The sequence below is a fragment of the Lelliottia wanjuensis genome (genome assembly GCF_030238365.1).
In the GTDB taxonomy this organism is placed as follows: Bacteria; Pseudomonadota; Gammaproteobacteria; order Enterobacterales; family Enterobacteriaceae; genus Enterobacter; species Enterobacter wanjuensis.
This window is the reverse complement of the sequence record NZ_JASSOT010000054.1, coordinates 100,259-123,379: the sequence shown is the minus strand read 5'-3', so window position 1 is coordinate 123,379 and position 23,121 is coordinate 100,259. Positions and strand designations below refer to the sequence as shown.

The window sequence follows — 23,121 nt, the reverse complement described above, 5'->3', positions numbered from 1 at the left end:
CAAAAAAATCGCAAACATGTTTGATGCAAATCACTACATATAGAACTTAAAATGCACGCCGACCCAACATATTGTATTTATCGTCTACTATTCCAACAAGACAACGGCGACTCAGCCTTCCGGAATTGTGGATAACAAGCGTCGGGAACGAGGGAAGTGACTGAGACATCGGGACTTGCGTCCTGTGCCGTCTTCCCCACCTCTGTGGATAACCTGTTTTTAATGGAGTGATCATGACACCGCATGTGATGAAACGAGATGGCTGTAAAGTGCCGTTTAAGTCAGAGCGCATCAAAGAAGCCATTCTGCGTGCAGCTAAAGCAGCGGGAGTCGATGACGCAGATTACTGCGCCACCGTCGCAGAAATTGTCTGTAGCCAGATGAATGAACGCAGCCAGGTGGATATCAACGAGATCCAGACTGCGGTGGAAAACCAGCTGATGTCCGGTCCGTACAAGCAGCTGGCGCGCGCCTACATTGAGTACCGTCACGACCGTGACATCCAGCGTGAAAAACGCGGTCGCCTGAATCAGGAGATTCGCGGCCTGGTCGAGCAGACCAACTCGGCGCTGCTCAATGAAAACGCCAACAAAGACAGCAAAGTGATCCCGACCCAGCGCGACCTGCTGGCCGGTATCGTCGCCAAGCACTATGCCCGTCAGCACCTGCTGCCGCGCGACGTGGTGCAGGCGCACGAACGCGGTGAGATCCACTACCACGATCTCGACTACTCGCCGTTCTTCCCGATGTTCAACTGTATGCTGATCGACCTGAAAGGCATGCTGACCCACGGCTTTAAAATGGGTAACGCCGAGATTGAGCCGCCAAAATCTATCTCCACCGCCACGGCGGTAACGGCGCAGATTATCGCCCAGGTCGCCAGCCATATTTACGGCGGGACCACCATCAACCGTATCGACGAAGTGCTGGCCCCGTTCGTCACCGAGAGCTTCAACAAGCATCGTAAAGTGGCGCAGGAGTGGAACATTCCTGATGCCGACGGTTACGCGCACTCCCGCACCGAGAAAGAGTGCTACGATGCGTTCCAGTCCCTCGAATACGAAGTGAACACCCTGCACACCGCCAACGGCCAGACGCCGTTTGTCACCTTCGGTTTTGGTCTGGGGACCAGCTGGGAATCGCGTCTAATTCAGCAGTCGATTCTGCGCAACCGCATTTCGGGCCTCGGCAAAAACCGTAAAACCGCGGTGTTCCCGAAACTGGTCTTCGCCATTCGCGATGGCCTGAACCACAAGTTTGGCGATGCGAACTACGACATCAAACAGCTGGCGCTGGAATGCGCGAGCAAGCGCATGTATCCGGACATCCTGAACTACGACCAGGTGGTGAAAGTCACCGGTTCGTTCAAGACCCCAATGGGCTGCCGCAGCTTCCTCGGCGTGTATGAAAATGAACACGGTGAGCAGATCCATGAAGGCCGCAACAACATCGGCGTGATCAGCCTTAACCTGCCGCGCATCGCGCTGGAAGCGAAGGGTGACGAAGCGGCATTCTGGACGCTGCTCGACGAACGTCTGCAGCTGGCGCGTAAAGCACTCATGACCCGTATCGCCCGTCTGGAAGGAGTCAAAGCCCGCGTGGCACCGATTCTGTATATGGAAGGAGCCTGCGGCGTGCGCCTGAAAGCGGACGACGACGTGTCTGAAATCTTCAAGAACGGCCGCGCATCGATCTCCCTGGGGTATATCGGCATCCACGAAACCATCAACGCCCTGTTTGGCAATCAGCATATGTATGACAGTGAAGCCCTGCGCGAGAAGGGTATCGCTATCGTTCAGCGTCTGCGCGATGCGGTGGATCTGTGGAAAGACGAAACCGGCTATGGCTTTAGCCTCTACAGCACGCCGAGTGAAAACCTCTGCGACCGCTTCTGCCGTCTCGATACCGCCGAGTTTGGCGTGGTGAACGGCGTGACCGACAAAGGCTACTACACCAACAGCTTCCACCTCGACGTGGAGAAAAAGGTAAACCCGTACGACAAGATTGACTTTGAAGCGGCCTATCCGCCGGTCGCTAACGGTGGCTTCATCTGTTACGGCGAGTACCCGAACATTCAGCACAACCTGAAAGCGCTGGAAGACGTGTGGGATTACAGCTATCAGCACGTGCCGTATTACGGGACCAACACGCCGATCGACGAGTGCTACGAGTGCGGCTTTACCGGTGAGTTTGAGTGCACCAGCAAAGGCTTTACCTGCCCGAAATGCGGTAACCACGATGCGGCCCGCGTCTCCGTGACTCGCCGCGTGTGCGGATATCTTGGCAGCCCGGACGCCCGTCCGTTTAACGCCGGTAAGCAGGAAGAAGTGAAGCGTCGCGTGAAGCATCTGGGGAATGGGCAGATCGGGTAATCTTCTGCGGGATTTTCCCCCTCACCCTAACCCTCTCCCTCAAGGGAGAGGGGACTTGAACTCCCTCTCCCTGTGGGAGAGGGCCGGGGTGAGGGCATCAGCGTGCTCATTGGGAAACAGAAATGAGATACCACCAGTATTACCCCGTCGACATCGTCAATGGCCCAGGCACCCGCTGCACCCTGTTCGTTTCAGGCTGCGTTCACGAATGCCCTGGCTGCTACAACAAAAGCACCTGGCGGCTGAACTCGGGCCTGCCGTTTGACGACGAAATGGAAAACCGGATCATCCGCGATCTGAACGATACGCGTATCCCGCGCCAGGGGATCTCCCTCTCCGGCGGCGACCCGCTGCATCCGCAGAACGTGCCGCATATTCTCAGGCTGGTGAAGCGCATTCACAAAGAGTGCGCGGGGAAAGATATCTGGGTATGGACCGGCTACAAGCTGGATGAACTGAACGATGCGCAGAGAGAAATCGTCGACCTGATTAATGTCCTGGTCGACGGCAAATTTGTGCAGGATTTGAAAGACCCGGCTCTGATCTGGCGGGGCAGCAGCAACCAGGTTGTGCATCATTTGCGTTAAAACCGGCTCAAACTCTCCATCGCCACCGCTTTGAATTCCGTAAAATCGCGGCAGTTGCACAGCCGCGTCATGGCCCGTTCGCGCAGGAAGGTGACGAAAATATCGTAGATCGCCATCGCCTCTTCGTACTCGCTTTTACTGATCGCCAGCAGGAAAATGACGTGCGCCGTTTCGTCGCCCCACTTGATGCCCTGGGGTGCCAGCACGGTGTAGACCACGGTTTTTTGCGCCAGCAGACCAAGGGAGTGCGGCAGCGCGATGCCGTCGCCGAGCATGGTGCTGACGATGGCTTCACGTTCCACCACCGAATCAAGAAACTCCGCGTCGACAAACCCTTCCTGACGCAGCTGTCCGCACAGTTCCTGGAACAGGGTTTGCTGATCCATGCCTGAATCGATCACGCGGAAATGGTCGGCGTCGAAGTACTTTTCCAGCATCCACGGACGGGTGCGATCCACCAGCACCAGCTTGCCGATCTGCTCCAGCTGATAGTCGGTCGGGAACGGGGCGATCTGCACCACCGGTTTGGCTTTTTCGCTGATGCGCGCGGTGGAAATGACAAAATCCTCGCTAATACTTTCCGCCAGTTCGTACTCACGCAACGTGACGGTGCGCGTCACTTCCACCTGCGGGTATTTACGCGCTAGAACCGCTTCAATCATGCGCGCCATCGCGTTCCCGGCATCGCACACCAGCAGCACGCGCGGCTGGCGCTGATAGCCCACGTTATAGTGCCGCTCCAGCCCGACGCCGATATGCAGCACCAGAAAACCAATCTCGTTTTCGCTGATGACGTAAGGAGTGTATTTCCCCCAGCCGGAGACCGCCGCCAGGGTCATGTCCCACGCCATCGGATAGTGCTGTTTGATGTTATCCAGCAGCGGGTTGGGGATCATGATTTGGTAACGCACGCGAGTGATCATGGTTTTTATATGCGTCAGCAAATCCGCGTGCAGCTGGGCGTCGTTCAGCAGGTTGTAGTTATAGTGGGTGTTGATGTAGCGCAGGATGTAGTTCACCAGCGCTTCGTCATCGTCGGCGTTAATCGCGCTCGGGGCGATCTCCTGAATCTGGCGCGCGGCGATGTGCACACAGAGCCAGTTCTCCTCCGACGGCGAGAGCACTTTGTCCGCCAGCCGGGCGATGGCGGCGGCAATATCCCGCGCGGCATCGTGCACGTTCTCTTCCACATCTTCGGCGTTAAATTCCGGCAGCGGATAGCCTTCGCTGATGCGCCTCACGGAGACCGCGCAGTAGAGCCGCACAAACAGCTCGCCCTCATCCGTGAGACGAATGTGATGGCGCGTCAGCGTGTCGTGCAGTACCCCCACCAGCTGCTCCGGCACGCCCGCATTCAGGGCGACCTCCGTCACCAGCGGATTAAGGCTGTCCTGCTGCGCCAGTTCCCACAGCAAGTCCGTCAGGCAGGCGCGAATCGACATCTCGCTGCCGAACAGTTTCATGCCGTGACGCGGGCGAGTTTCCAGCGTCAGGCTGTAGCGCTGGAACCACTCCCGCACTTCCACCATGTCGTTTTGCAGGGTGGCGCGGCTGACGAACCATTCATCAGCCAAATCTTCCAGCTTCAGGGAAAAGGCGGAGGTGAGAAACCGCACCACCAGATAATGGACGCGCTCCTGCCCGGTGCGCGGAATACGCAGCGCGCGCGGACGGGAGTCCTGCAGCGACTGATAGCGCGCGGCATCGTCAATCTTCAGCTGATAGCCGTTGCCGCGGCTGAGAATAAACTGCGCGCCGTGGCCTGCCAGCAGCGCGTTCAGGGCGGTGATATCCGCCCGTACGGTACGCGTGGATACCGATAACCGCTGCGCCAGTTCATCCTGCGGCAGCGTCTCGTTTTGCAACAGATCAAACAGTTGCGCTAAACGTTGGTTCGGAAATCGCACGTCTTTGTCCTCTTACGGCTCATGGCCCGATTGAAATGACCATCTGTGATGGACTGCCGACCGGCGTGTAGTCCGGTTCAAAGCTTAGTGTGCCATCGGGCGCAACGCGAAAACGGGTGATGTTATCGCTGCGCTGATTCATAACGTACAGCCAGCGGCCCTGCTGATCCAGGGTCAGGGAGCGCGGATAATCCCCGCGCGTCCAGACATCGTCCTGATGCACCAGCGTGCCGTCCGCCGTTACCCTAAAGTGCGCGATGCTGTTATGCAAACGGTTCGCGACATACAGCTGCTGGCCGTCGGCGCTCAACGCCAGCCCGGCGGCAAAACTGGTGCCTTTGTACTCCTTCGGCAGCGACGAGATCGTTCTGCCCGCTTTCAGGGTGCCGGAAGTCTTATCCAGCGCATACCAGGTCAGGGTTGAGGACTCTTCGTTGATCAGCCACAGACCATCGCCTTTCGGCGTAAAGACGAAATGCCGCGGCCCCGCGCCTTTCGACGAGGCGCTGATAAACGGCGGATCGTTTGGCGTGAGTTTTCCGCTTTGATCGTCAAAGCGATACTGATAGATGCGATCCAGGCCGAGATCCGTCGAGAAGACGAATTTCCCGCTCGGATCGGCGGCGATCATATGGGCGTGCGGGCCGTTGTGATCGCTCGCAGCGAAACTCCCCTCCACTGCTGCTTCCGGTTTCGCTGCGCCGGGTTCACCCTGATCCTGATGGGTGTCCGTCGCCTCGCCCAGGCTGCCGTCCGCCTTCACCGGCAGTACCGCAATCGAGCCGCTGACGTAGTTCGCCACCAGCAGATGACGCCCCTCTGGCGTGAGGGACACATACACCGGCCCCGCTCCGCCAGACGCTACCTGATTCAGCTCGGTGAGTTCACCGTCGGCACCGATGCGCAGCGCCTGGATTGCGCCTTTCTCGGCTTCGCTTGCCAGATACAGGGTTTTGCCGTCGTGTGAGACGGTGAGCTGCGCGGCGTTGGGCAGTGGGCTGACGAGCTTTTTCTCACCGAGCGCGCCGGTTTGCGGATCGACGGTAAAACGGTACAGCCCTTCGCCGTTCGGGTTGTAGGTGCCGACCCAGGCGTACTGGGGCTGAGCAACGGCGGCGGTTGCGAGCAGGGAGAGTGAAGCGACGAGCAGGTGATGGGGGTGCATGGTGGCTCCTGGCTTTGGCTATGGTGCGGTTTGATGCCCTCACCCCGGCCCTCTCCCACAGGGAGAGGGAGATAAGAGTCCCCACTCTCACAGGGTGAGGGCGGTTTTAGTCCCCTCTCCCTGTGGGAGAGGGTTAGGGTGAGGGGAAAAACTACTGAACCAACTTCTTCGTCATCTCCAGCAACTTACGCACGTCCTCAGGACGGGTGTCGCCGCTGGCTTTGTCGATAATCGAGCTATAAATATGCGGAATGATTTTGCTCACGCCCGCATCCAGGGCGATCTGCAGGATCTCCTCGAAGTTCTCCAGGTCGATACCGCCGGTCGGCTCCAGCCAGAAATCGTGGCGGGCGCAGGCTTCGGCGACGGCTTTGTATTCGTCACGACACTCAAGGCCGCCCATCGGGAAGTATTTGATTGAGCTGCCGCCGAAATCTTTCAGCAGGGCAATCGCGGTTTCCACCGGAACAATGCCGTCCGGCGCTTTGCTGCTCAGCGGGCCGGTGGAGATTTTGACCATCCCGACGGTGCCCGTTGGCGAGACCAGACCGTTGACCACGGACGCGTTCTGCCCGAGCAGCGCGCGGCTGGTCGCGACGCCAGTGAACACCTGGTTAACGTGCTGCGGCTGCACCTGGCGAGAAATCTCGCTCACCATCGCCGACTGGTTCGGATCGCCCGCGCCCAGCCCGACGGAGAGCGCGTTGTCGATAAGCGCGGCGTATTCGCGCATATCCGCCACGGCGCTCGCCACATCAGGATAGTTTTTGGAGAGCACGCCCACCAGGACATGACCTTCTGCGGCCTCATAGATCGCGCTGGCGTTGGCTTTGGAACCCGCCAGCACGTTCAGGCACACGCGGTCACGATAAAAATTGGGGGTCAGTTTCATGCTGATTTCTCCTGGCTTAAGACTTCGCGGATGCGGCGATAAACAATGTTCAGCTGATCGGCGCTGACGCTGCGTACGTCCGCTTCGATAATCCCTTCGTTGGCCTTATAGCCACGGAAATAGATCGCGTATTCACCCTGCTTGAGCTGACTGACCAGCTCGCCGGTGCCGACGCCGGTGGTGGCCTCGTCAAATTTAATTTCGGTGCGCGCGATATCGCGACCGGCGCTGTCCCAGACCACGCGGGCCGTGACGCCGTTGAGGGTATTCAGGGAATCGATAAATGGCGTCATCTTCGCCACCATCTCAGCACCGCTCTCTTTGGTCGCCGTCAGGTAGTGTTCGATGGCGCAGGTCAGGCCGAGAATCCCCTCTTTGCCCACTTTCATCGCCCGGCCAATGCCCGCCGTCTGGCGTTTTACCCATTCCACGTACTGCGTTTTGCCGATCACCAGCCCGCTGGTTGGCCCTTCGATCGCCTTCGCGCCGCTGTAGATCACCAGATCCGCGCCGGAGCGATAGTAGGTGTGAAGATCTTCTTCCGCCGCCGCATCGACGATCAGCGGAAGATCGTGTTTACGCGCCACCACCGCCGCCTGCTCGACGCTAAGCATGCTTTTCTGCACGCAGTGGTGCGATTTGATGTAGAGGATCGCCGCCGTGCGCGGGGTGATCGCTGCCGCCAGCTGATCGGCGGAGCATTCGTTGGCGTACCCGGCTTCCACCAGTTTACCGCCGCCGAGCGCCACCATGGTGCCGACCGGCGCGCCGAAGTTAACGTTGTGGCCTTTTGGCAGTACGATTTCGTTGTTCTCGATCGGGGTGACGTGCAGGTTTTCCAGCAGCCAGTCGCTGTCTTTCACCAGCACCGCCGCAACGGACTGGGCAATCCCCGCCGACGCGCAGGAGACCACCGTCGCCCCTTCCACGTCCAGCAGCTTCGCGATGTACTCCCCGGTTTTATTCACCAGATCTTTCATCTCGAAGTACTGATTCATGCCGTCCATCGCCGCCTGCACCACTTCCGGGCGCGGGGTGGATACGCCGAGCGCGGTCATGCGGCCAGACGTGTTGATCACCTGTTTTAAATTGTACTTCTCATAAATCGAAGGCATTTTCCGTACTCCCTTGTTCGGTCATATAGCCCTTGCCCGCGCGGATCGCGGCAAGCGGCACCAGAATATGTTCAGCCTGCAGGCTGTCGTTTTCCGCATCCACCAGCAGCGTCGGCTGGCGTTTGACGGTGAAGAGCGTCAGGTCGGCGTCCAGACCCGGCTGAAGGCGGCCTTTATGGGCCAGGCGCAGGCCATCGGCGGCGTTGGCGGTGACACACTCGATCACCTGCGGGAGCGACATGCCAATGGCGAGGAATTTCGACATCACGCTGGCCAGACTGCCCACCGGACCGTTGATGCGATTGCGGCAGTAGATGTCCGAGCTGATGGTGTGCGGCAGAATGCCCATCGCGATGGCGCGTTTCGCCACTTCAAAGCTAAAGCTCGCGGTCCCGTGGCCGACGTCCAGACGCACGCCGCGCTTCAGCGCACGGGTGACGGAAGCGCGCAGCTCCCCTTCCGGCGTCAGAATGCGGTTCGGTTTGCCGTTGTAGCAGTGAGTGATGATGTCGCCAGAGCTGAGCAGATCGGCAATCTCGTCGAGATTCGGCGGGTTGTTACCGATGTGCACCATCAGCGGCAGATCGCCGTTCTCTTTCTGAATGGTTTTCGCACGCTCCAGCGGCGTGATGCCGTTTTCGCCGACCACGCTGCTGCTCATGCGCGCTTTCAGGCCAACGATAAAATCCGGGTGGCGTGCAACGGCCTGCTTCACCGCGTCGGCGTCGATATTGGCCATGTTCGCCAGTTCGTTCTGGGCGATCAGCCCCACGCGGGAGATATTCAGCAGGGCAAAAACGTCTGTAGACGCTTTGCGGGTGATGTCGTAGAAGTCGTCCACGTCATCCGCGCCGGTGCTGCCTGCATCCACCACCGAGGTGACGCCCGTGGCGATGCCGACGCTGTCGGGCTCATCGTGGTAGATCGGGGAGTTCGGGTAGCAGTGAACGTGGGAATCAATCCAGCCGGCGCTGACGAAGACTTCGCCGTTCAGCTCGACGGTTTTGTGTGCGGGAGTGGAAATCTCGCCCAGCGCTGCGATTTTGCCGTCCTGGATGGCGATATCGGTCAGGGTATCGTCGGTCAGGCGCGCACGGCGCAGGAGTAAATCAAACATGCGTATCTCCTGAAAGGACGGGCGCCTGAGCGCCCGTGGGTGTTAAAGGGCTACCGGGAACAGCGAGCCTAAAATCATGGCGCCGAGGATCGCGCCGCCGGTAATCGGCTTCTGCCAGAGGTAGAACAGCAGTGCGCCGACCAGGGAGCCGATACCAATCGGAATGGAGGCGGTCATGGCGCTGAGGATAATCAACGGCCCGAGGAAGCGGCCCGAGGCGTTACCCGCGCCCATCATCACGTCAGCCCCGTAGGTGGAGTTGCTCTGATTGATGGTGAATTTACGCGCCAGAATGATGACGTAACCAATCGCCAGACCAATCACCAGGCCGGTCGCCAGCGAGGCGATAAAGTTGGTCACCGGGAACATAATCCCCGCGCCCAGCAACAGCGCCGGAACGCCGAGGCCGACGCCGGTCTGAATCGCACCGCCGATATCCAGGATCCCCACCAGGGAGCCTTCGATGATACGGGCGAACAGGAAGCTCGCGCCGAACGCCGCCACCGCGCCGTACACGCCGGTGTCGATGCCCGCTTTCAGCATCGCCACGAAGGCCACTTCGTTAAATGCGCCGATGCCGTACAGGTAGTACATGTGCGTCCCGGCGAAAACGCCGGAGGAGAGCAGGCCAACGAAGATCGGGAACGACCAGTCGGCATACCAAAAACCTTTATTCTGTTCCATGTCGAGGCTCCTGTTATTTGCCGCTGAGCGAGCTGTGGATCAGTTCGAGCCAGTTCGGCACGGTCAGATGGAAGGATTCGATCATCTTCATGTCGAAGCCGCGGAAGAAGCCGCTCAGGACGAACAGCAGAACGATGGCGACCATCATCACTTTGGTGACGTGGTTCCAGCCGCTCTCTTCGACGCCTTTACCGATCAGAATCCCCAGCACCAGACCCGGTACGGCGTTACCCATGATCAGCTGCGCTGCGCCGCCAAACACGGTTGCCCAGAAGCCCGATTTTTTGCCCGCATCAATGGCCGCCAGCCAGAAGATCACCGGCATCACGGTGTTCACCAGCAGGTTGGCTGCCGGGACCAGAACCTTCACGGCGGTGACCTGAAGGGCTGCCGGAACGGACGACGCGGTGAGGTTAAGGAAGGTGACGACGAACATGCCGATGATGCCGCAGGCAATCGCCATTTTGCGCGGGTCGTGCAGGGTTTCGCCGACGTTGCGGTTTTTCAGCATCAGCGCCGCCGCACCCCAGTTCGGGATGATGCGATGGTCAACGTCCTGAGTGAATGCCCCCGCAGCCACTGACGATGCCCAGGCGTTAAAGAAGAACCCCAGACCAAAGGAGAAGTGAGACGCAGGGTCCCCTTCACAGGAGTTCAATTCCCCCAACGTACGAAACGCGCCCATACCTTGTGTGGTAGGCGCATGAAACATGCGTGCCGCTCCGGCGCCCACACCGACGCCAACCAGGCCGCCGATGATGAGCGATTTTATTAAAATTATCAGGAACATTAGTCTGCCCTATTAGTAAGAATCAGCGTTGCGTGACAAAGTCCACCTTGTCGAGATTGATGGCGGTCACGTTGACGGTCACATCCAGCTCCACGCTGTAGGTGCGTCTTTCCCGGCGCAAAAAGAAGTACAGAAAGGCTTCTTTACGCACCGCTTCTTGCGCCTGAACAACCTGCACATCCTGTGGCTCAATACGCAGTAAGATATGCGGTGATGCTTTCATCACCGCGGCCTGAACGTGGTTTAGCGCGTCGGCAAAGGCGCGGGATTTCATCTCGCCTTTGCCTTTCACTCTCACCGTGGTGGTGAATTGTTCTTTCATGCTCAGGCGCCGTGCTTCTTCTGCCACGCCTGGACCAGACGCTCGCCCAGCTCTTCTTTATCCATAAAGCCAAAGCCCAGCACGTTGCAGCCTTCGTTGATGGCGGTGACGCCCTCTTCCACCGAACGCATGCCGTATTTGGCTTTGTAGCCGTATTTGGTCTGAGCGGTGATAGCGCCTGCGCCGCCGCTGCCGCAGAAAGAGATGCCGAAGGTAGCGTTTTCCGCTTTCATCACGTCGCCCAGCTTCATGTCCGCCGCCACGCCCGGAACCACAACCGCACGTCCGCCTGCTTTCTCAACGCCGATAGCCACTTTCTGGCCTTTGCCCAGACGATCGCCAATCACAACAGTAATTTGTTCCATGGTAGTGCTCCTTAAAGGTTGTCTTTCGCGACTTCGAAGTGGACGGAGAGCAGCCAGGCTTCTTCATCAGGAAGATTGCCGAACTGCGCCACTACTTCGCGGGCAAGTCGCATTGAATCTGCAGAAATTTCGTCAAACAGGTCGGCTTCAACGTCCGGCAGCGGTTCGCCGGTCACGGACCGGTGCGCCATCGCGCGAACGTGTGAAGTCAGCATTTGCACCTGGACGTCATTGGGAATGATGTTGTGCTGGCGAAGCAGCGTGAAAACCTGCTCCAGCATGGTGTCGGCGAGCTGTGCCGTTTGCGCTGCCTGTTCCCCAACGTCGTTCATTACCGCTCCGTTAATCACTCGTCTTACCCCGTTAATGGCTCTGGGATAAAACTAACGCTGGCGGTGAATTGTTTGTAGCGAGTTGTTTTCCACTTCGAAGTGGAAAGGAGAGCGGCACCAGTGATCTGTGCCACATAATTGCGGTGAATATGGATTATCAGCTGGATTTGCGTGATGAATGTCACGCGATTCGGTGGTCAAAGGGTACGGATGAGAGCGAAAAAGTTTACGAGCAGGCTCGTAGAAATGTGACGTGGATAAGGTTTTCTTATCGGGATTCGGTAGAGTGCGGGTGGGTGCTTGAGACTGACCGTCTCATGCATGGGACGGAAAGTGGAAAGCCCCTAACTGACTTAAAACCAGGGTCGGGGCCTTAAACGACACGTCCTCACACGTGAAGTTAGTGCCTTACCCGCTTTTAAAGCAAGGAGGCACCCATGAAGCAGCAGAAACCCATTATTAGGGCCCTGATGATTATTGCTTTGACAATAATCATCTTATCTCTGGTAAACCGGAAAACCCTGTGTGAAATTCGTTTTCATCAGGGTTCGCTGGAGTTAACTGCGCGGATGGACTGCCGCTCCGGAAAGTAAGGAGCTGACATGCGGAGGCAGGGAGTATGCCTCCGCCTCACGAGAAAGGGCGTACAGCTCAGGCACCCAATTAACGGTACTTTTTGTGGTACTCGTTACGCGTGGTGACAAACCCGTCAGCGGCGGCCTGCGCCTCTTTCACTTTGCCTTCGTTGGCAAGCTTAAGCGCACCGTCAATCTGGCCGACCAGCACGTCAAAACCGTGGCGGAAATCTTTCATCTCCGCGCTGTCCGGTGCGGCGTTTTCCAGCTTCGGCGGCGTTGCTTTTTGCGCGTCGAGGGCGGCGGCACGCATCTTGGTTAATGCGTCTTTCATTTCTGTCGCATTATCCGTTTTTTGCACCACTTTCAGATTGGTGCTGAGGGTGTCCATGTTGTCTTCAAGATCGGCGGAAAAGGCTGCCGAACTCATGACCAGGGTTGACGCGACGACGACGGCTAACAGGCTTTTATACATTGCTCACTTCCTTTTTTATTATGAAAGATTATTGACCGGCGATTTTCATCTCCGGTAACAGCACTGAACCACACTGTATATTGCTGCGCGTTTCAATATCGTTACCGACGGTCACAATATTGCGCCACATATCTTTTAAGTTGCCGGCGATGGTGATTTCGCTCACCGGGTACTGAATTTCGCCGTTTTCGACCCAGAAGCCCGCCGCACCGCGCGAGTAATCCCCGGTGATGCCGCTTACGCCCTGGCCCATCAGCTCAGTGACCACGAGGCCGGTGCCCATCTGTTTGAGCATCTGTTCAAAGTTCAGCCCCTGGCCTTCAATGCGCCAGTTGTGGATCCCGCCCGCGTGACCGGTGCTTTTCAGCCCCAGCTTACGTGCGGAGTAGTTGGTCAGCAGCCACTGGGTCAGCACGCCGTCTTTGATGATGTCGCGACGTTCCGTGCGCACGCCTTCGCTGTCGAACGGCGTGGACGCCAGGCCTTTCAGCAGGTGCGGATGTTCTTCGATGGTCAGCCATTCTGGCAGAATTTGCGTGCCCAGCGCATCGAGCAGGAAGGTGGATTTACGGTAAACCGCCCCACCCGCAATCGCGCCCACCAGGTGACCAAACAGACCTGTCGCCACTTCATTGGCGAAGATCACCGGCGCTTTCATGGTGGAGAGTTTGCGCGGCGACAAACGGGACAGGGTGCGTTTCGCGCACTCTTCGCCGACCCACTCCGGGGACTGCAAATCGCCCATCGCGCGGCCAATGGTGTAAGCGTAATCGCGCTCCATGTCGCCGTTCTCTTCGGCGATCACGCAGCTGGAGAGAGAGTGACGCGTTGAGCAGTAGCCCTGCAGCATGCCGTGGCTGTTGCCGAACACTTTGATCCCGTAGTGGCTGTTGAAGCTGCCGCCTTCGGTATTGGTGATGCGTTTATCCGCTTTCAGCGAGGCTTGCTCTGCGCGAGCCGCGTACTCAATGGCTTCGTCCGGAGACACTTCCGCCGGGTGGAACAGGTCGAGATCCGGGGCGTCAAACGCCAGCAGCTCTTTGTCCGCCACGCCTGCATACGGGTCTGGCGAAGTGTAGCGCGCGATATCCAGCGCGGCCTGCACGGTGCGCGCGATCGCATCCGGGCTCAAATCTGTCGACGAGGCGCTGCCTTTGCGATTCTGGTGATAAACCGTAATCCCCAGCGCGCCGTCACTGTTAAATTCAACGTTTTCCACTTCGCCAAAGCGGGTGCTGACGCTAATGCCCGTGGTCTTGCTGACCGCCACTTCTGCGCCATCGGATTGGCCTGAGGCCAGCATCAGTGCTGTGGATACCGCTTCTTCAAGAATCTTACGCTGCGCTTCAACTTGTGAGGTTACTTTCATCGCAAATGCCATACTGTAAGAGGGAGTTATCTGAAGTCTAACAGAGAACCGTTTTTCAGTGCGCGTCTTAACTGGTAACATTAGCCTCTTTTTTAAGGAGCCTGACATGACTAAGCAGCCCGAAGACTGGCTCGACGACGTTCCCGGTGATGACATCGAAGACGAAGATGATGAAATCATCTGGGTCAGTAAAAGTGAAATTAAACGCGACGCCGAAGAGTTAAAACAACTTGGTGCGGAAATGGTAGAGCTGGGTAAAAACGCGCTGGATAAACTCCCGCTCGACCCGGATTTGCGCGGAGCCATTGAACTGGCCCAACGCATCAAAAAAGAAGGCCGTCGCCGTCAGCTGCAGCTGATCGGTAAAATGCTGCGCCAGCGTGACGTAGAACCGATTCGCCAGGCGCTGGACAAGCTGAAGAACCGCCACAACCAGCAGGTTGCGCTGTTCCATAAGCTGGAGCAGATCCGCGACCGTCTCGTGGATAATGGCGACGACGCCGTCGCAGAAGTGTTGAACCTGTGGCCGGACGCCGACCGTCAGCAGTTACGTTCGCTTATCCGCAACGCGAAGAAAGAGAAAGAAGGGAATAAGCCGCCGAAATCTGCGCGCCTGATTTTCCAGTATCTGCGCGAGCTGGCTGAGAACGAAGGTTAAGTTTTTGCCGGATGGCGCTGCGCTTATCCGGCCTACGATCCCGTAGGCCCGGTAAGCAAAGCGCCACCGGGCACAACAGTTACTCTACCGCTTGTGCTTTCTTCGCCAGACCGTCCAGCAGTTTCTGATGTATCCCACCAAAACCACCGTTACTCATCACCAGAATGTGATCGCCCGGCTGGGCCGTTTTCACGATCATATCCGCCAGCGTATCCACGTCCGCATGCCAGTGCGCAGGCTGCACGCAGGCTTCGGCCACTTCCGCCACCTGCCACGGAATATGCTGCGGTTGCAGGAGGAAAACTTCATCCGCACGGCCTAACGACGGCGCGAGATCGTCCTTGCTGAGCCCCATTTTCATGGTGTTTGAACGCGGTTCCAGCACCGCCAGGATCCGCGCCGTACCGCCCACTTTGCCGCGCAGGGCAGCCAGCGTCGCGAGGATCGCCGTCGGGTGATGGGCGAAATCGTCGTACACGGTCACGCCGTTGGCTTCGCCACGCAGTTCAAGGCGACGACGGGCGTTGATGAACGAGTTCAGCGCATTCGCCGCATCGGCAGGCACTACGCCCACGTGACGCGCGGCGGCAATCGCCATCAGACCGTTATGCATGTTGTGTTCGCCGACCAGCGCCCACTTCACTTCGCCGACTTTCTCGCCGTCCAGCAACACTTCCCATTCGGACGCGTCGGTGGTCAGTTTCTTCGCCTGCCAGTGGCCCTGCTCGCCCACCAGCTCCTGCTCGCTCCAGCAGCCCATCGCCATCGTCTGTTTCAGGTTGATGTCGTTTTCCGGGTAGATGATGCGGCCCTGGCCCGGCACGATGCGCACCAGGTGGTGGAACTGTTTCTGAATGGCTTTCAGATCGTCAAAGATGTCCGCGTGATCGAACTCAAGGTTGTTGAGGATCAGCGTGCGCGGGCAGTAATGCACGAACTTGGAACGCTTATCGAAGAACGCGCAGTCGTATTCGTCCGCTTCAATCACAAAGAACGGGCTGTCGCCCAGACGCGCGGAGACGTCAAAATTCCCCGGTACGCCGCCGATCACAAAGCCCGGTTTGTAGCCGCAGGCTTCCAGGATCCAGGTTGCCATACCGGCGGTGGTGGTTTTGCCATGCGTACCGGCAACGGCCAGCACCCAGCGATCGCGCAGCACGAAATCGTGCAGCCACTGCGGGCCAGACATGAACGGAATGTTGCGTTCCAGCACCGCTTCCACACACGGATTACCACGGGTCATGGCGTTGCCGATAATCACCAGATCGGGCTCGTCGTCCAGTTGGCTGGCGTCATATCCCGAAATCAGGTCGATGCCCTGCTTCTCGAGCAATGTGCTCATCGGCGGATACACATTGGCGTCCGAACCTGTCACCTCATGGCCTAAAGAGCGCGCCAGCATCGCCAGTCCGCCCATGAAAGTGCCACAAATCCCCAATATATGAATGCGCATACGTCACTATCCCTCTTCTGTGTGGCGCACATTTTACTCACATGTCAGCCCCAGAGAAACGCATTTCAGGTAAATCCGTATTTTGCTGGCGCGATTCACCTCTGCGCTAATATTTGAATGTTTGTTAAGATTGTTGGACTTCTGGCTTTATACGCAACATACGATCGCTTTACTCACATACGATGCAGGGAAAGTGTTATGAAAACGTTAGGTGAATTTATTGTCGAAAAGCAGCACGAGTTCTCTCATGCTACCGGTGAGCTCACTGCTTTGCTGTCGGCAATAAAGCTCGGCGCGAAGATCATCCACCGCGATATCAACAAGGCCGGTCTGGTCGATATCCTGGGTGCCAGCGGTGCCGAAAACGTACAGGGCGAGGTGCAGCAAAAACTCGATCTGTTCGCCAATGAAAAACTGAAAGCCGCACTGCGCGCACGCGATATCGTCGCGGGCATCGCGTCCGAAGAAGAAGATGAAATCGTGGTTTTCGAAGGCTGCGAGCACGCCAAATACGTTGTGCTGATGGATCCGCTGGACGGATCCTCGAACATCGACGTTAACGTTTCTGTCGGCACGATCTTCTCCATCTATCGCCGCGTCACGCCCGTCGGCACGCCGGTCACGGAAGAAGATTTCCTCCAGCCGGGCAACAAGCAGGTGGCGGCCGGGTATGTGGTTTACGGCTCCTCCACCATGCTGGTGTACACCACCGGCTGCGGCGTGCACGCCTTTACCTACGATCCGTCGCTGGGCGTGTTCTGCCTGTGCCAGGAGCGTATGCGTTACCCGGCCAGCGGCAGCACCTACTCCATTAACGAAGGCAATTACATCAAATTCCCGAATGGCGTGAAGAAGTACATCAAATTCTGCCAGGAAGAGGATAAGTTGACCCAGCGCCCGTATACCTCGCGCTACATCGGTTCTCTGGTGGCGGATTTCCACCGTAACCTGCTGAAAGGCGGTATTTATCTCTACCCAAGCACCGCCAGCCACCCGGAAGGGAAACTGCGTCTGCTGTACGAATGCAACCCGATGGCGTTCCTGGCCGAACAGGCCGGCGGCAAGGCGAGCGACGGTAAAGATCGCATCCTGGACATCATCCCGGAGAGTCTGCACCAGCGCCGTTCGTTCTTCGTCGGCAACGATCATATGGTCGAAGACGTCGAGCGTCTTATCCGCGAATACCCTGACGCATAATGCTTTTCTTACGGGGAGTTCCACTCCCCGTTCTTATTTATATATTTTACCGTATAAATGAATATAAAAATGGCGCTTTAATCTTCCCGCCCTGTCGCGCATTATTCTGAACAGTTGCGTAATTATTCAGAGGAGTGACTGTCAGGATGCAAAATTTTTCTCGTGCGAACACCGGTATTGATTTAAATCTTATCCCTGTCTTTATTGAGATCGTCCGTTGCGGCAGCATGGCGAAAGCCTCCATCCGTCTGGAGATGTCCCGCCCTGCGGTGAGCCTGGCGTTAAAACGTTTTAATCAACTCTTTGACGAGCCGTTATTTATTCGTAAAGGCTTATATCTTGAGCCGACGCCAAAAGCATTACAGTTAACCAATTCGCTGGAAAATTTAATGGCGGATATTCATCAAAATATTGGTGCAGTGAATACTACGGAAGTATAAACCCCGGCGCATTGCACGCCAGGGTTGATTATTATCAGGCCGTTTGTGCCGACAATTTAAACGACGACATCGCTTCAATCAGTTCGCGTGATTGCTCTTCCAGCGATCGCGTTGCCGCGGAAGACTGTTGTACCAGCGCGGCATTTTGCTGCGCGGTCTCGTCCATCTGATTGACCGCAATATTCACCTGCTCAATACCTCGACTCTGTTCCAGAGAGGCGTTGGCGATCTCACGCATCAGTTTGGTCATGCGCAGCACTTCCGTGGCGATCTCATCCATCGTCTCACCAGCCTGTTGCGCCAGCTCGCTGCCTTCGTTGACGTGAGTCTGTGAATCGCTGATCAGCGTGCGGATCTCTTTCGCCGCATCGGCGCTTCGGCTGGCGAGGTTGCGTACTTCCCCGGCGACCACCGCAAAACCACGCCCCTGCTCGCCCGCACGCGCGGCTTCTACCGAAGCGTTGAGCGCCAGGATGTTGGTCTGGAAGGCGATACCGTCAATCACGCTCAGGATGTCGGCGATGCGCGCCGAGCTGCCCGAGATATCGCGCATTTTTTCAATCACATAGCACACCATTTCGCTGCCGTGATCCGCCGTGTCCGAGACGCTTTTCGCCATCTGGTGCGCCTGCTCGGCGTTGTCGGCGTTCTGTTTCACCGTGGCGGTGATCTGTTCCATGCTGGCCGCGGTCTGCTCAAGGGAGGTGGCCGTGGATTCCGTGCGCTGGGCCAGATTGATGTTGCCCGCCGTCAGTTCGCGGCTGCCCGTGTCAATCTGCGAGCTGGCATCGCGCACGCGCATCACCGAGCCCATCAGCGACTGGCGCATCTCTTCGATGGCCGCATTCAGCCGGTTGAACTCCTGACTGGTCGGTTCGTTCAGGCTGTGGGTCAGATCGCCTGCCGCCACGCGCTCAAGCTGGGAGATAGATGCCAGCAGCGGCTTAAGCAGCATATGGCGCAGGGACAGCCACGCCAGAACGATAATCCCGGCGGTGAGCAGCGCGGCGATCACGATCAGCATCATCACGCGGTTTTTGCTCGACTGCACCGCTTTCACTTCCGATTTCCCGCGCTGCTCGCTCCACGACTGGAACGCCTGCATATCGTTATCAAACTGGCGCGCGACCGGGATCAGCTTGTTCTCCAGCAGATCGTAATAGGCATCGGCGCTCTGTTGGTTCAGCGCAGCGACCATCGGAGTGATCCCGTCGGTGTTATAGGTGGCGAAACTCGCCGCCACTTTATCCAGCAGCTGCTGCCCCTGCGGATTCTCAATTCCGCCGTCGATTACGCCTTTCAGCGTTTTTTGCGCCTGCGCGACTTCGCGATTGATGTTCTGCACGGATTTGGCGGCATCATCCAGCATGCCGATCTCCATCAGACGCACGGCCTGACCTGCCTCATTACGGGCGCGCAAAATCAGCGTGTAACCCGCGTTGAGCTGCACCATCTGCTCACCCTGCAGGTGATTGATGCGCTGTAAAGAAGAGGAACTCTGTGTGAGGGCATAGATGCCAATGCCGCTGACAATCAGCAGCAGAAGGGTCATAACGGCCAGTAACGAAAGCAAGCCGGTACGAATCGATAGCGTTTTCAGCATGATGTTATTTCCGGTAGCGAGATATTTCTGGACAGAAATAAAGGTTATCGACCGCTACCGGAAAAAGTTTACACTTTAAGCAAATTCAGGGTGTTATCTGTTGAGCGTTGTGGTGCTAACGCGCGTCACAGGCGAGCTGAGGCGGTTTTCCCACAGCACCGTCAGACCGCGCTGCAAGGCGATAAAGATGAACAGCAAAATCCCAATCGCGATTTTGGTCCACCAGGAACTCAGCGTTCCGTCGAAGTTGATGTAGGTCTGGATCAGCCCCTGGATCGCCACGCCAAACAGCGTCCCGAGCACCGTTCCGACGCCGCCGCTCAGCAGCGTGCCGCCAATCACCACCGACGCAATCGCGTCCAGTTCAACGCCCACGCCCGCCAGCGCGTAGCCCGCCTGGGTGTAGATCGAGAAGACAATCCCCGCCAGCGTCGCCAGCCCGGTAGAGAGCATATAGATGCGGATGGTGGTGCTGCGGGTGGAGATCCCCATCAGGTTCGCCGAGGTCGCGCTGCCGCCGATGGCGTAGACCTGGTTGCCAAAACGGGTGCGGTGCGCGAGGAACATGCCGATCACCACCACGCCGAGCATCAGCAGGCCCATTGCGCTCAGACGCCCGCCGCCGGGGATTTTCCACGCCAGGCTGGAGAGTGTGTCGTAGATCGGATGGTTAATCGGGATCGACTCTTCCGACACCAGATAACTCACGCCGCGCAGGAAAAACATCCCGGCGAGAGTAATGATAAACGCCGGGATCTTCAGGGCGTCGATCAGCAGCCCCATAAAGGCGCCAAACGCGCAGCCCATCACCAGCACCAGCGGGAAGGCCAGCAGCGGCGAGATCCCCCAGAACCCGATCGCTTTGGCGAGGAACACACCGGTAAAGGCGATCACCGACCCGACGGAGAGATCGATCCCGCCGGAGAGGATCACAAAGGTCATGCCGACGGCGATGATCCCGAGAAACGCGTTATCGGTCAGGATGTTGCAGATTACGCGCGTCGAGGCGAAACCGGGGAATTGCGTCAGGCAGTAGAGATAGCCCAGCACGAATACGCCCAGGGTGATCATGAGCGGTAAGTTACGTTTTATCATGGCCGCGTATCCCCTTGATGATGCTAATAAAGCGCGACGACTGAACAATCAGCACGCAAAGCACAACCACCGCTTTGACCACCTGATTGAGCTCCGGCTGGAAGCCTGAAAGCAGAATGCCGGTGTTCATGCCCTGGATAATCAGCGCGCCAATCACCGACAGCAGCAGGTTAAAGCGCCCGCCCATCAGCGATCCGCCGCCGATGACTACCGCCAGAATCGCGTCCAGCTCCAGCCACAATCCGGCGTTGTTGGCATCGGCCCCGCGAATATCGGCGGCAACGATGATCCCGGCAATGGCCGCGCAGACCCCGCTCAGCACGTAGGTCAGCATCACCACCATGCGGGTGCTGACGCCGGCATTTTTCGCGGCGCGAATGTTGATCCCCACTGCTTCGATGAACATCCCCAGCGCCGTTTTACGGGTGAACAGCCAGAACACAACCAGCGTCACCAGGGCGATAATCACCGGCGTCGGGAACAGCAGCAGCCTGCCGCTGCCGAACCACGCCAGCTGCGGGGAGTCGAAGGTGACGATCTGCCCGGCGGTGATCAACTGCGCCACCCCGCGCCCGGCGACCATCAGAATCAAAGTGGCGACGAACGGCTGGATTTTCAGAAGCGAGACCAGGATCCCGTTCCACAGCCCCGCCAGCACGCCGGTGCCCAGCGCCGCTAAAATCACAACCGGCAGGCTGTGCCCGGCGACCGTCATCGAGGCGGCAGTCGCCCCCGCGATAGCCATGGTCGCGCCGACGGAGAGGTCGATCCCGCCGGTGGCAATCACCAGCGTCATGCCGATCGCCAGCAGCGCCACCGGTGCGGCGCGGTTTAAGATATCTATGGGGCTACCGAACAGGCGGCCATCCTGCAAAATAATCTGGAAAAAGTGCGGCGCGACGAGGCTATCGACCACCAGCACCAGTAGCAGCGCCACGATTTGCGGCGTGCCGGTGGGCCAGCTGAAGCGGCGCCTGGATTCGCCAGGTTTGGGAAGAGAACGGGGCATCACGATGTACTCCTTATGCCGCGATGGCATTCATGATCGCCGGAACCGAGAGTTCATCCAGCGGGATCTCTGCCACCTGCTTGCGATCGCGCATGATGATCACGCGATCGGCGTACCCCACCAGCTCTTCAAGTTCGGAGGAGATGACCAGCAGCGCCAGACCGTCGGAGCAGAGCGTTTCGATCAGGCGAATAATTTCCGCGTGCGCGCCGACGTCGATGCCGCGCGTCGGCTCATCGAGGATCAGGAACTGCGGTTTGGTCAGCAGCCAGCGGGAGAGCAACACTTTTTGCTGGTTGCCGCCGGAGAGAAACTCGATCGGCTGCTCGGTGCTGGGGGTGCGAATGCCGAGCTGGCGAATAAAGCGCTCGGCAATGGCGATCTGCTCACGCTTTGGAATCGGCCGCAGCCAGCCGCGCTGCGCCTGCAATGCAAGGACGATGTTTTCGCGCACCGAGGCGGCGGCAATGATCCCTTCGGTTTTCCGGTCTTCCGGACAAAAACCGATCCCCAGGCAGGAGGCCTGGTGCGGCGATCGCAGGGTTTGCGGTTTGCCTTTGATCATCGCGCTGCCGCTGTCGGCAGGCTTAATGCCAAAGATCACTTCCGCGGTTTCAGTGCGCCCTGATCCTAATAAGCCCGCCAGACCGACGATTTCACCGGGGCGCACTTCCAGGTTGAACGGCGTGATGGTACCTTTTTTACCAAAATCTTTGAACGCGGCGACGGGTTTGTCGCTCAGGAGCGTGCGGCCCGCGCGCTGCAGCGCATGGGTATCCAGCTCACGGCCCAGCATCATTTTGACCAGCTCGATCTGCGGCAGCTCACGGGTTTCGCGGCAGCCAACAAAACTGCCGTTGCGCAGGACGGTAATGCGATCGCTGACCTGATATACCTGATCGAGGAAGTGGGTGACGAAGATCAGGCTCACGCCCTGGTCACGCAGCTGGCGCATCAGGGTAAACAGCATTTCCACTTCCTGGGTATCGAGGCTGGCGGTGGGTTCGTCGAGGATCAGCACTTTGGCGGAGAGATCGATCGCCCGGCAAATGGCGACAATCTGCTGCATCGCCACCGAAAAGCGGTTCAGCGGCTCGCGCACGTCGAGTGAGAAACCGTAGGATTCCATCAGCCTGGTGGCGCGCGCTTCCATCTCTTTTCGGCGCAGCAGGCCGAAGCGGCGCGGCTCACGGCCAATAAACAGATTATCCGCCACCGACATGTTTGGCAGCAGGTTCACTTCCTGGTAGACCGTCCCGATACCCAGCTGCTGGGCGTGGGCGGTATTTTTCGGGGAGATGGCGTTGCCTTCCAGAAAAATGGTGCCGCGATCGGCGTGGTACACCCCGGTCAAGGCTTTGATCAGCGTCGATTTCCCGGCGCCGTTTTCACCGAGCAGCGCCATGATTTCACCGCGACGCAGGCTGAAATCGACGTTATCCAGCGCTTTCACGCCGGGGAAGAATTTGCTTAATCCTTCGGTTCGGAGGATTTCCTGGTGTTGTTCTTGAGTCATGGTTCCCCCTGCATCACGCCGGATGGCGCTACGCTTATCCGGCCTACAAATGCGCTTCCTGTAGGCCGGGTAAGCGCAGCGCC

Annotated in this window: 23 protein-coding genes; 6 read left to right on the top strand and 17 right to left on the bottom strand. The window is 58.1% G+C overall.

Annotated elements, in window-relative coordinates; genetic code table 11:
- The first annotated feature begins 233 nt into the window (after window positions 1–233).
- Window positions 234–2,372: an anaerobic ribonucleoside-triphosphate reductase gene (gene nrdD / locus QQF33_RS08120; RefSeq protein ID WP_285150369.1), complete on the top strand. Its 2,139-nt coding sequence runs from the start codon at window positions 234–236 to the stop codon at window positions 2,370–2,372.
- A 122-nt stretch (window positions 2,373–2,494) separates the two neighbouring features.
- Entirely contained in the window at window positions 2,495–2,959 is a 465-nt protein-coding gene (gene nrdG, locus QQF33_RS08115) for an anaerobic ribonucleoside-triphosphate reductase-activating protein (protein WP_285150368.1), read from the top strand.
- On the opposite strand, the gene QQF33_RS08110 is transcribed toward nrdG, so the two are convergent.
- The 10 genes from QQF33_RS08110 to QQF33_RS08065 form a co-directional block, all read right to left on the bottom strand.
- Window positions 2,956–4,866 (bottom strand): BglG family transcription antiterminator, encoded by a 1,911-nt coding sequence (locus QQF33_RS08110; protein WP_285157663.1) that lies wholly within the window; start codon window positions 4,864–4,866, stop codon window positions 2,956–2,958. The genes nrdG and QQF33_RS08110 overlap by 4 nt on opposite strands.
- A gap of 19 nt (window positions 4,867–4,885) precedes the next feature.
- Window positions 4,886–6,031 (bottom strand): lactonase family protein, encoded by a 1,146-nt coding sequence (locus tag QQF33_RS08105; RefSeq protein WP_285157662.1) that lies wholly within the window; start codon window positions 6,029–6,031, stop codon window positions 4,886–4,888.
- Between the two features lie 151 nt (window positions 6,032–6,182).
- Window positions 6,183–6,923, bottom strand: coding sequence for a 2-dehydro-3-deoxy-phosphogluconate aldolase (dagF, locus tag QQF33_RS08100; RefSeq protein WP_285157661.1), 741 nt, complete (start codon window positions 6,921–6,923; stop codon window positions 6,183–6,185).
- Window positions 6,920–8,038, bottom strand: coding sequence for a DgaE family pyridoxal phosphate-dependent ammonia lyase (locus QQF33_RS08095; protein ID WP_285145757.1), 1,119 nt, complete (start codon window positions 8,036–8,038; stop codon window positions 6,920–6,922). The genes dagF and QQF33_RS08095 overlap by 4 nt, the downstream gene beginning before the upstream one ends.
- On the bottom strand, window positions 8,022–9,155 hold the full coding sequence (locus QQF33_RS08090; RefSeq protein ID WP_285150363.1) for an amidohydrolase/deacetylase family metallohydrolase: 1,134 nt from the start codon (window positions 9,153–9,155) through the stop codon (window positions 8,022–8,024). Before QQF33_RS08090 ends, QQF33_RS08095 begins: the two co-directional genes overlap by 17 nt.
- A 42-nt stretch (window positions 9,156–9,197) precedes the next feature.
- Window positions 9,198–9,839: a DUF4310 family protein gene (locus QQF33_RS08085; RefSeq protein ID WP_095280544.1), complete on the bottom strand. Its 642-nt coding sequence runs from the start codon at window positions 9,837–9,839 to the stop codon at window positions 9,198–9,200.
- Window positions 9,840–9,852: 13 nt separating this feature from the next.
- On the bottom strand, window positions 9,853–10,629 hold the full coding sequence (locus tag QQF33_RS08080; RefSeq protein ID WP_103947894.1) for a DUF4311 domain-containing protein: 777 nt from the start codon (window positions 10,627–10,629) through the stop codon (window positions 9,853–9,855).
- A 22-nt stretch (window positions 10,630–10,651) separates the two neighbouring features.
- A complete protein-coding gene (locus QQF33_RS08075; RefSeq protein WP_100777834.1) occupies window positions 10,652–10,951 on the bottom strand; it encodes a DUF4312 family protein in 300 nt (99 codons plus the stop codon).
- 2 nt (window positions 10,952–10,953) lie between these two features.
- Complete coding sequence (locus tag QQF33_RS08070; RefSeq protein ID WP_100777835.1) at window positions 10,954–11,316, bottom strand: SFCGS family glycine-rich protein; 363 nt, start codon at window positions 11,314–11,316, stop codon at window positions 10,954–10,956.
- Between the two features lie 11 nt (window positions 11,317–11,327).
- Window positions 11,328–11,666, bottom strand: a complete 339-nt coding sequence (locus QQF33_RS08065; protein ID WP_282493366.1) for a glycine dehydrogenase — start codon at window positions 11,664–11,666, stop codon at window positions 11,328–11,330.
- A 419-nt stretch (window positions 11,667–12,085) separates the two neighbouring features.
- On the opposite strand from QQF33_RS08065, the gene QQF33_RS08060 reads away from it, so the two are divergent.
- Entirely contained in the window at window positions 12,086–12,241 is a 156-nt protein-coding gene (locus QQF33_RS08060) for a Hok/Gef family protein (protein ID WP_282493365.1), read from the top strand.
- A 70-nt stretch (window positions 12,242–12,311) separates the two neighbouring features.
- Here QQF33_RS08060 and cybC read toward each other — a convergent pair whose 3' ends face one another.
- Together cybC and pmbA are read right to left on the bottom strand one after the other, a co-directional pair.
- The gene (cybC, locus tag QQF33_RS08055; RefSeq protein WP_100777838.1) at window positions 12,312–12,698 is read right to left on the bottom strand and encodes a cytochrome b562; all 387 of its coding nucleotides are present in this window, start codon (window positions 12,696–12,698) and stop codon (window positions 12,312–12,314) included.
- Window positions 12,699–12,726: 28 nt separating this feature from the next.
- Window positions 12,727–14,079 (bottom strand): metalloprotease PmbA, encoded by a 1,353-nt coding sequence (gene pmbA / locus QQF33_RS08050; protein ID WP_285157660.1) that lies wholly within the window; start codon window positions 14,077–14,079, stop codon window positions 12,727–12,729.
- Between the two features lie 94 nt (window positions 14,080–14,173).
- On the opposite strand from pmbA, the gene yjgA reads away from it, so the two are divergent.
- On the top strand, window positions 14,174–14,725 hold the full coding sequence (gene yjgA, locus QQF33_RS08045) for a ribosome biogenesis factor YjgA (RefSeq protein ID WP_095280536.1): 552 nt from the start codon (window positions 14,174–14,176) through the stop codon (window positions 14,723–14,725).
- A 79-nt stretch (window positions 14,726–14,804) separates the two neighbouring features.
- Here the strand turns inward: yjgA and mpl are convergent, their stop codons facing one another.
- Entirely contained in the window at window positions 14,805–16,178 is a 1,374-nt protein-coding gene (gene mpl, locus QQF33_RS08040) for a UDP-N-acetylmuramate:L-alanyl-gamma-D-glutamyl-meso-diaminopimelate ligase (protein WP_285150361.1), read from the bottom strand.
- A gap of 198 nt (window positions 16,179–16,376) precedes the next feature.
- Between mpl and fbp the strand changes: the two genes are divergently transcribed.
- Window positions 16,377–17,375 carry a class 1 fructose-bisphosphatase gene (fbp, locus tag QQF33_RS08035; protein WP_282493361.1) on the top strand — a complete coding sequence of 333 codons (999 nt, stop codon included), beginning with the start codon at window positions 16,377–16,379 and terminating at the stop codon, window positions 17,373–17,375.
- A 146-nt stretch (window positions 17,376–17,521) separates the two neighbouring features.
- Window positions 17,522–17,815 (top strand): helix-turn-helix domain-containing protein, encoded by a 294-nt coding sequence (locus tag QQF33_RS08030; RefSeq protein ID WP_282493360.1) that lies wholly within the window; start codon window positions 17,522–17,524, stop codon window positions 17,813–17,815.
- 34 nt (window positions 17,816–17,849) lie between these two features.
- Here the strand turns inward: QQF33_RS08030 and QQF33_RS08025 are convergent, their stop codons facing one another.
- The 4 genes from QQF33_RS08025 to ytfR all read right to left on the bottom strand — a co-directional run bounded on the left by QQF33_RS08025 (window position 17,850) and on the right by ytfR (window position 23,038).
- Entirely contained in the window at window positions 17,850–19,418 is a 1,569-nt protein-coding gene (locus QQF33_RS08025; RefSeq protein ID WP_285157659.1) for a methyl-accepting chemotaxis protein, read from the bottom strand.
- 93 nt (window positions 19,419–19,511) lie between these two features.
- Window positions 19,512–20,513: a galactofuranose ABC transporter, permease protein YjfF gene (gene yjfF, locus QQF33_RS08020; protein ID WP_282493358.1), complete on the bottom strand. Its 1,002-nt coding sequence runs from the start codon at window positions 20,511–20,513 to the stop codon at window positions 19,512–19,514.
- A complete protein-coding gene (gene ytfT, locus QQF33_RS08015; RefSeq protein ID WP_285157658.1) occupies window positions 20,500–21,525 on the bottom strand; it encodes a galactofuranose ABC transporter, ATP-binding protein YtfT in 1,026 nt (341 codons plus the stop codon). The genes yjfF and ytfT overlap by 14 nt, the downstream gene beginning before the upstream one ends.
- A 10-nt stretch (window positions 21,526–21,535) precedes the next feature.
- The gene (gene ytfR / locus QQF33_RS08010) at window positions 21,536–23,038 is read right to left on the bottom strand and encodes a galactofuranose ABC transporter, ATP-binding protein YtfR (protein ID WP_285157657.1); all 1,503 of its coding nucleotides are present in this window, start codon (window positions 23,036–23,038) and stop codon (window positions 21,536–21,538) included.
- Window positions 23,039–23,121 lie beyond the last annotated feature (83 nt).

Excerpts from the sequence above, each read along its gene's own strand:
- pmbA (WP_285157660.1), bottom strand. The coding sequence starts at position 14,079 with ATGGCATTTGCGATGAAAGTAACCTCACAAGTTGAAGCGCAGCGTAAG.
- QQF33_RS08085 (WP_095280544.1), bottom strand. The coding sequence starts at position 9,839 with ATGGAACAGAATAAAGGTTTTTGGTATGCCGACTGGTCGTTCCCGATC.
- cybC (WP_100777838.1), bottom strand. The coding sequence starts at position 12,698 with ATGTATAAAAGCCTGTTAGCCGTCGTCGTCGCGTCAACCCTGGTCATG.
- QQF33_RS08025 (WP_285157659.1), bottom strand. The coding sequence starts at position 19,418 with ATGCTGAAAACGCTATCGATTCGTACCGGCTTGCTTTCGTTACTGGCC.
- fbp (WP_282493361.1), top strand. The coding sequence starts at position 16,377 with ATGAAAACGTTAGGTGAATTTATTGTCGAAAAGCAGCACGAGTTCTCT.
- QQF33_RS08080 (WP_103947894.1), bottom strand. The coding sequence starts at position 10,629 with ATGTTCCTGATAATTTTAATAAAATCGCTCATCATCGGCGGCCTGGTT.
- QQF33_RS08070 (WP_100777835.1), bottom strand. The coding sequence starts at position 11,316 with ATGGAACAAATTACTGTTGTGATTGGCGATCGTCTGGGCAAAGGCCAG.
- yjfF (WP_282493358.1), bottom strand. The coding sequence starts at position 20,513 with ATGATAAAACGTAACTTACCGCTCATGATCACCCTGGGCGTATTCGTG.
- dagF (WP_285157661.1), bottom strand. The coding sequence starts at position 6,923 with ATGAAACTGACCCCCAATTTTTATCGTGACCGCGTGTGCCTGAACGTG.
- nrdG (WP_285150368.1), top strand. The coding sequence starts at position 2,495 with ATGAGATACCACCAGTATTACCCCGTCGACATCGTCAATGGCCCAGGC.
- yjgA (WP_095280536.1), top strand. The coding sequence starts at position 14,174 with ATGACTAAGCAGCCCGAAGACTGGCTCGACGACGTTCCCGGTGATGAC.
- QQF33_RS08105 (WP_285157662.1), bottom strand. The coding sequence starts at position 6,031 with ATGCACCCCCATCACCTGCTCGTCGCTTCACTCTCCCTGCTCGCAACC.
- mpl (WP_285150361.1), bottom strand. The coding sequence starts at position 16,178 with ATGCGCATTCATATATTGGGGATTTGTGGCACTTTCATGGGCGGACTG.
- QQF33_RS08075 (WP_100777834.1), bottom strand. The coding sequence starts at position 10,951 with ATGAAAGAACAATTCACCACCACGGTGAGAGTGAAAGGCAAAGGCGAG.
- nrdD (WP_285150369.1), top strand. The coding sequence starts at position 234 with ATGACACCGCATGTGATGAAACGAGATGGCTGTAAAGTGCCGTTTAAG.
- QQF33_RS08030 (WP_282493360.1), top strand. The coding sequence starts at position 17,522 with ATGCAAAATTTTTCTCGTGCGAACACCGGTATTGATTTAAATCTTATC.
- QQF33_RS08090 (WP_285150363.1), bottom strand. The coding sequence starts at position 9,155 with ATGTTTGATTTACTCCTGCGCCGTGCGCGCCTGACCGACGATACCCTG.
- QQF33_RS08060 (WP_282493365.1), top strand. The coding sequence starts at position 12,086 with ATGAAGCAGCAGAAACCCATTATTAGGGCCCTGATGATTATTGCTTTG.
- QQF33_RS08095 (WP_285145757.1), bottom strand. The coding sequence starts at position 8,038 with ATGCCTTCGATTTATGAGAAGTACAATTTAAAACAGGTGATCAACACG.
- ytfR (WP_285157657.1), bottom strand. The coding sequence starts at position 23,038 with ATGACTCAAGAACAACACCAGGAAATCCTCCGAACCGAAGGATTAAGC.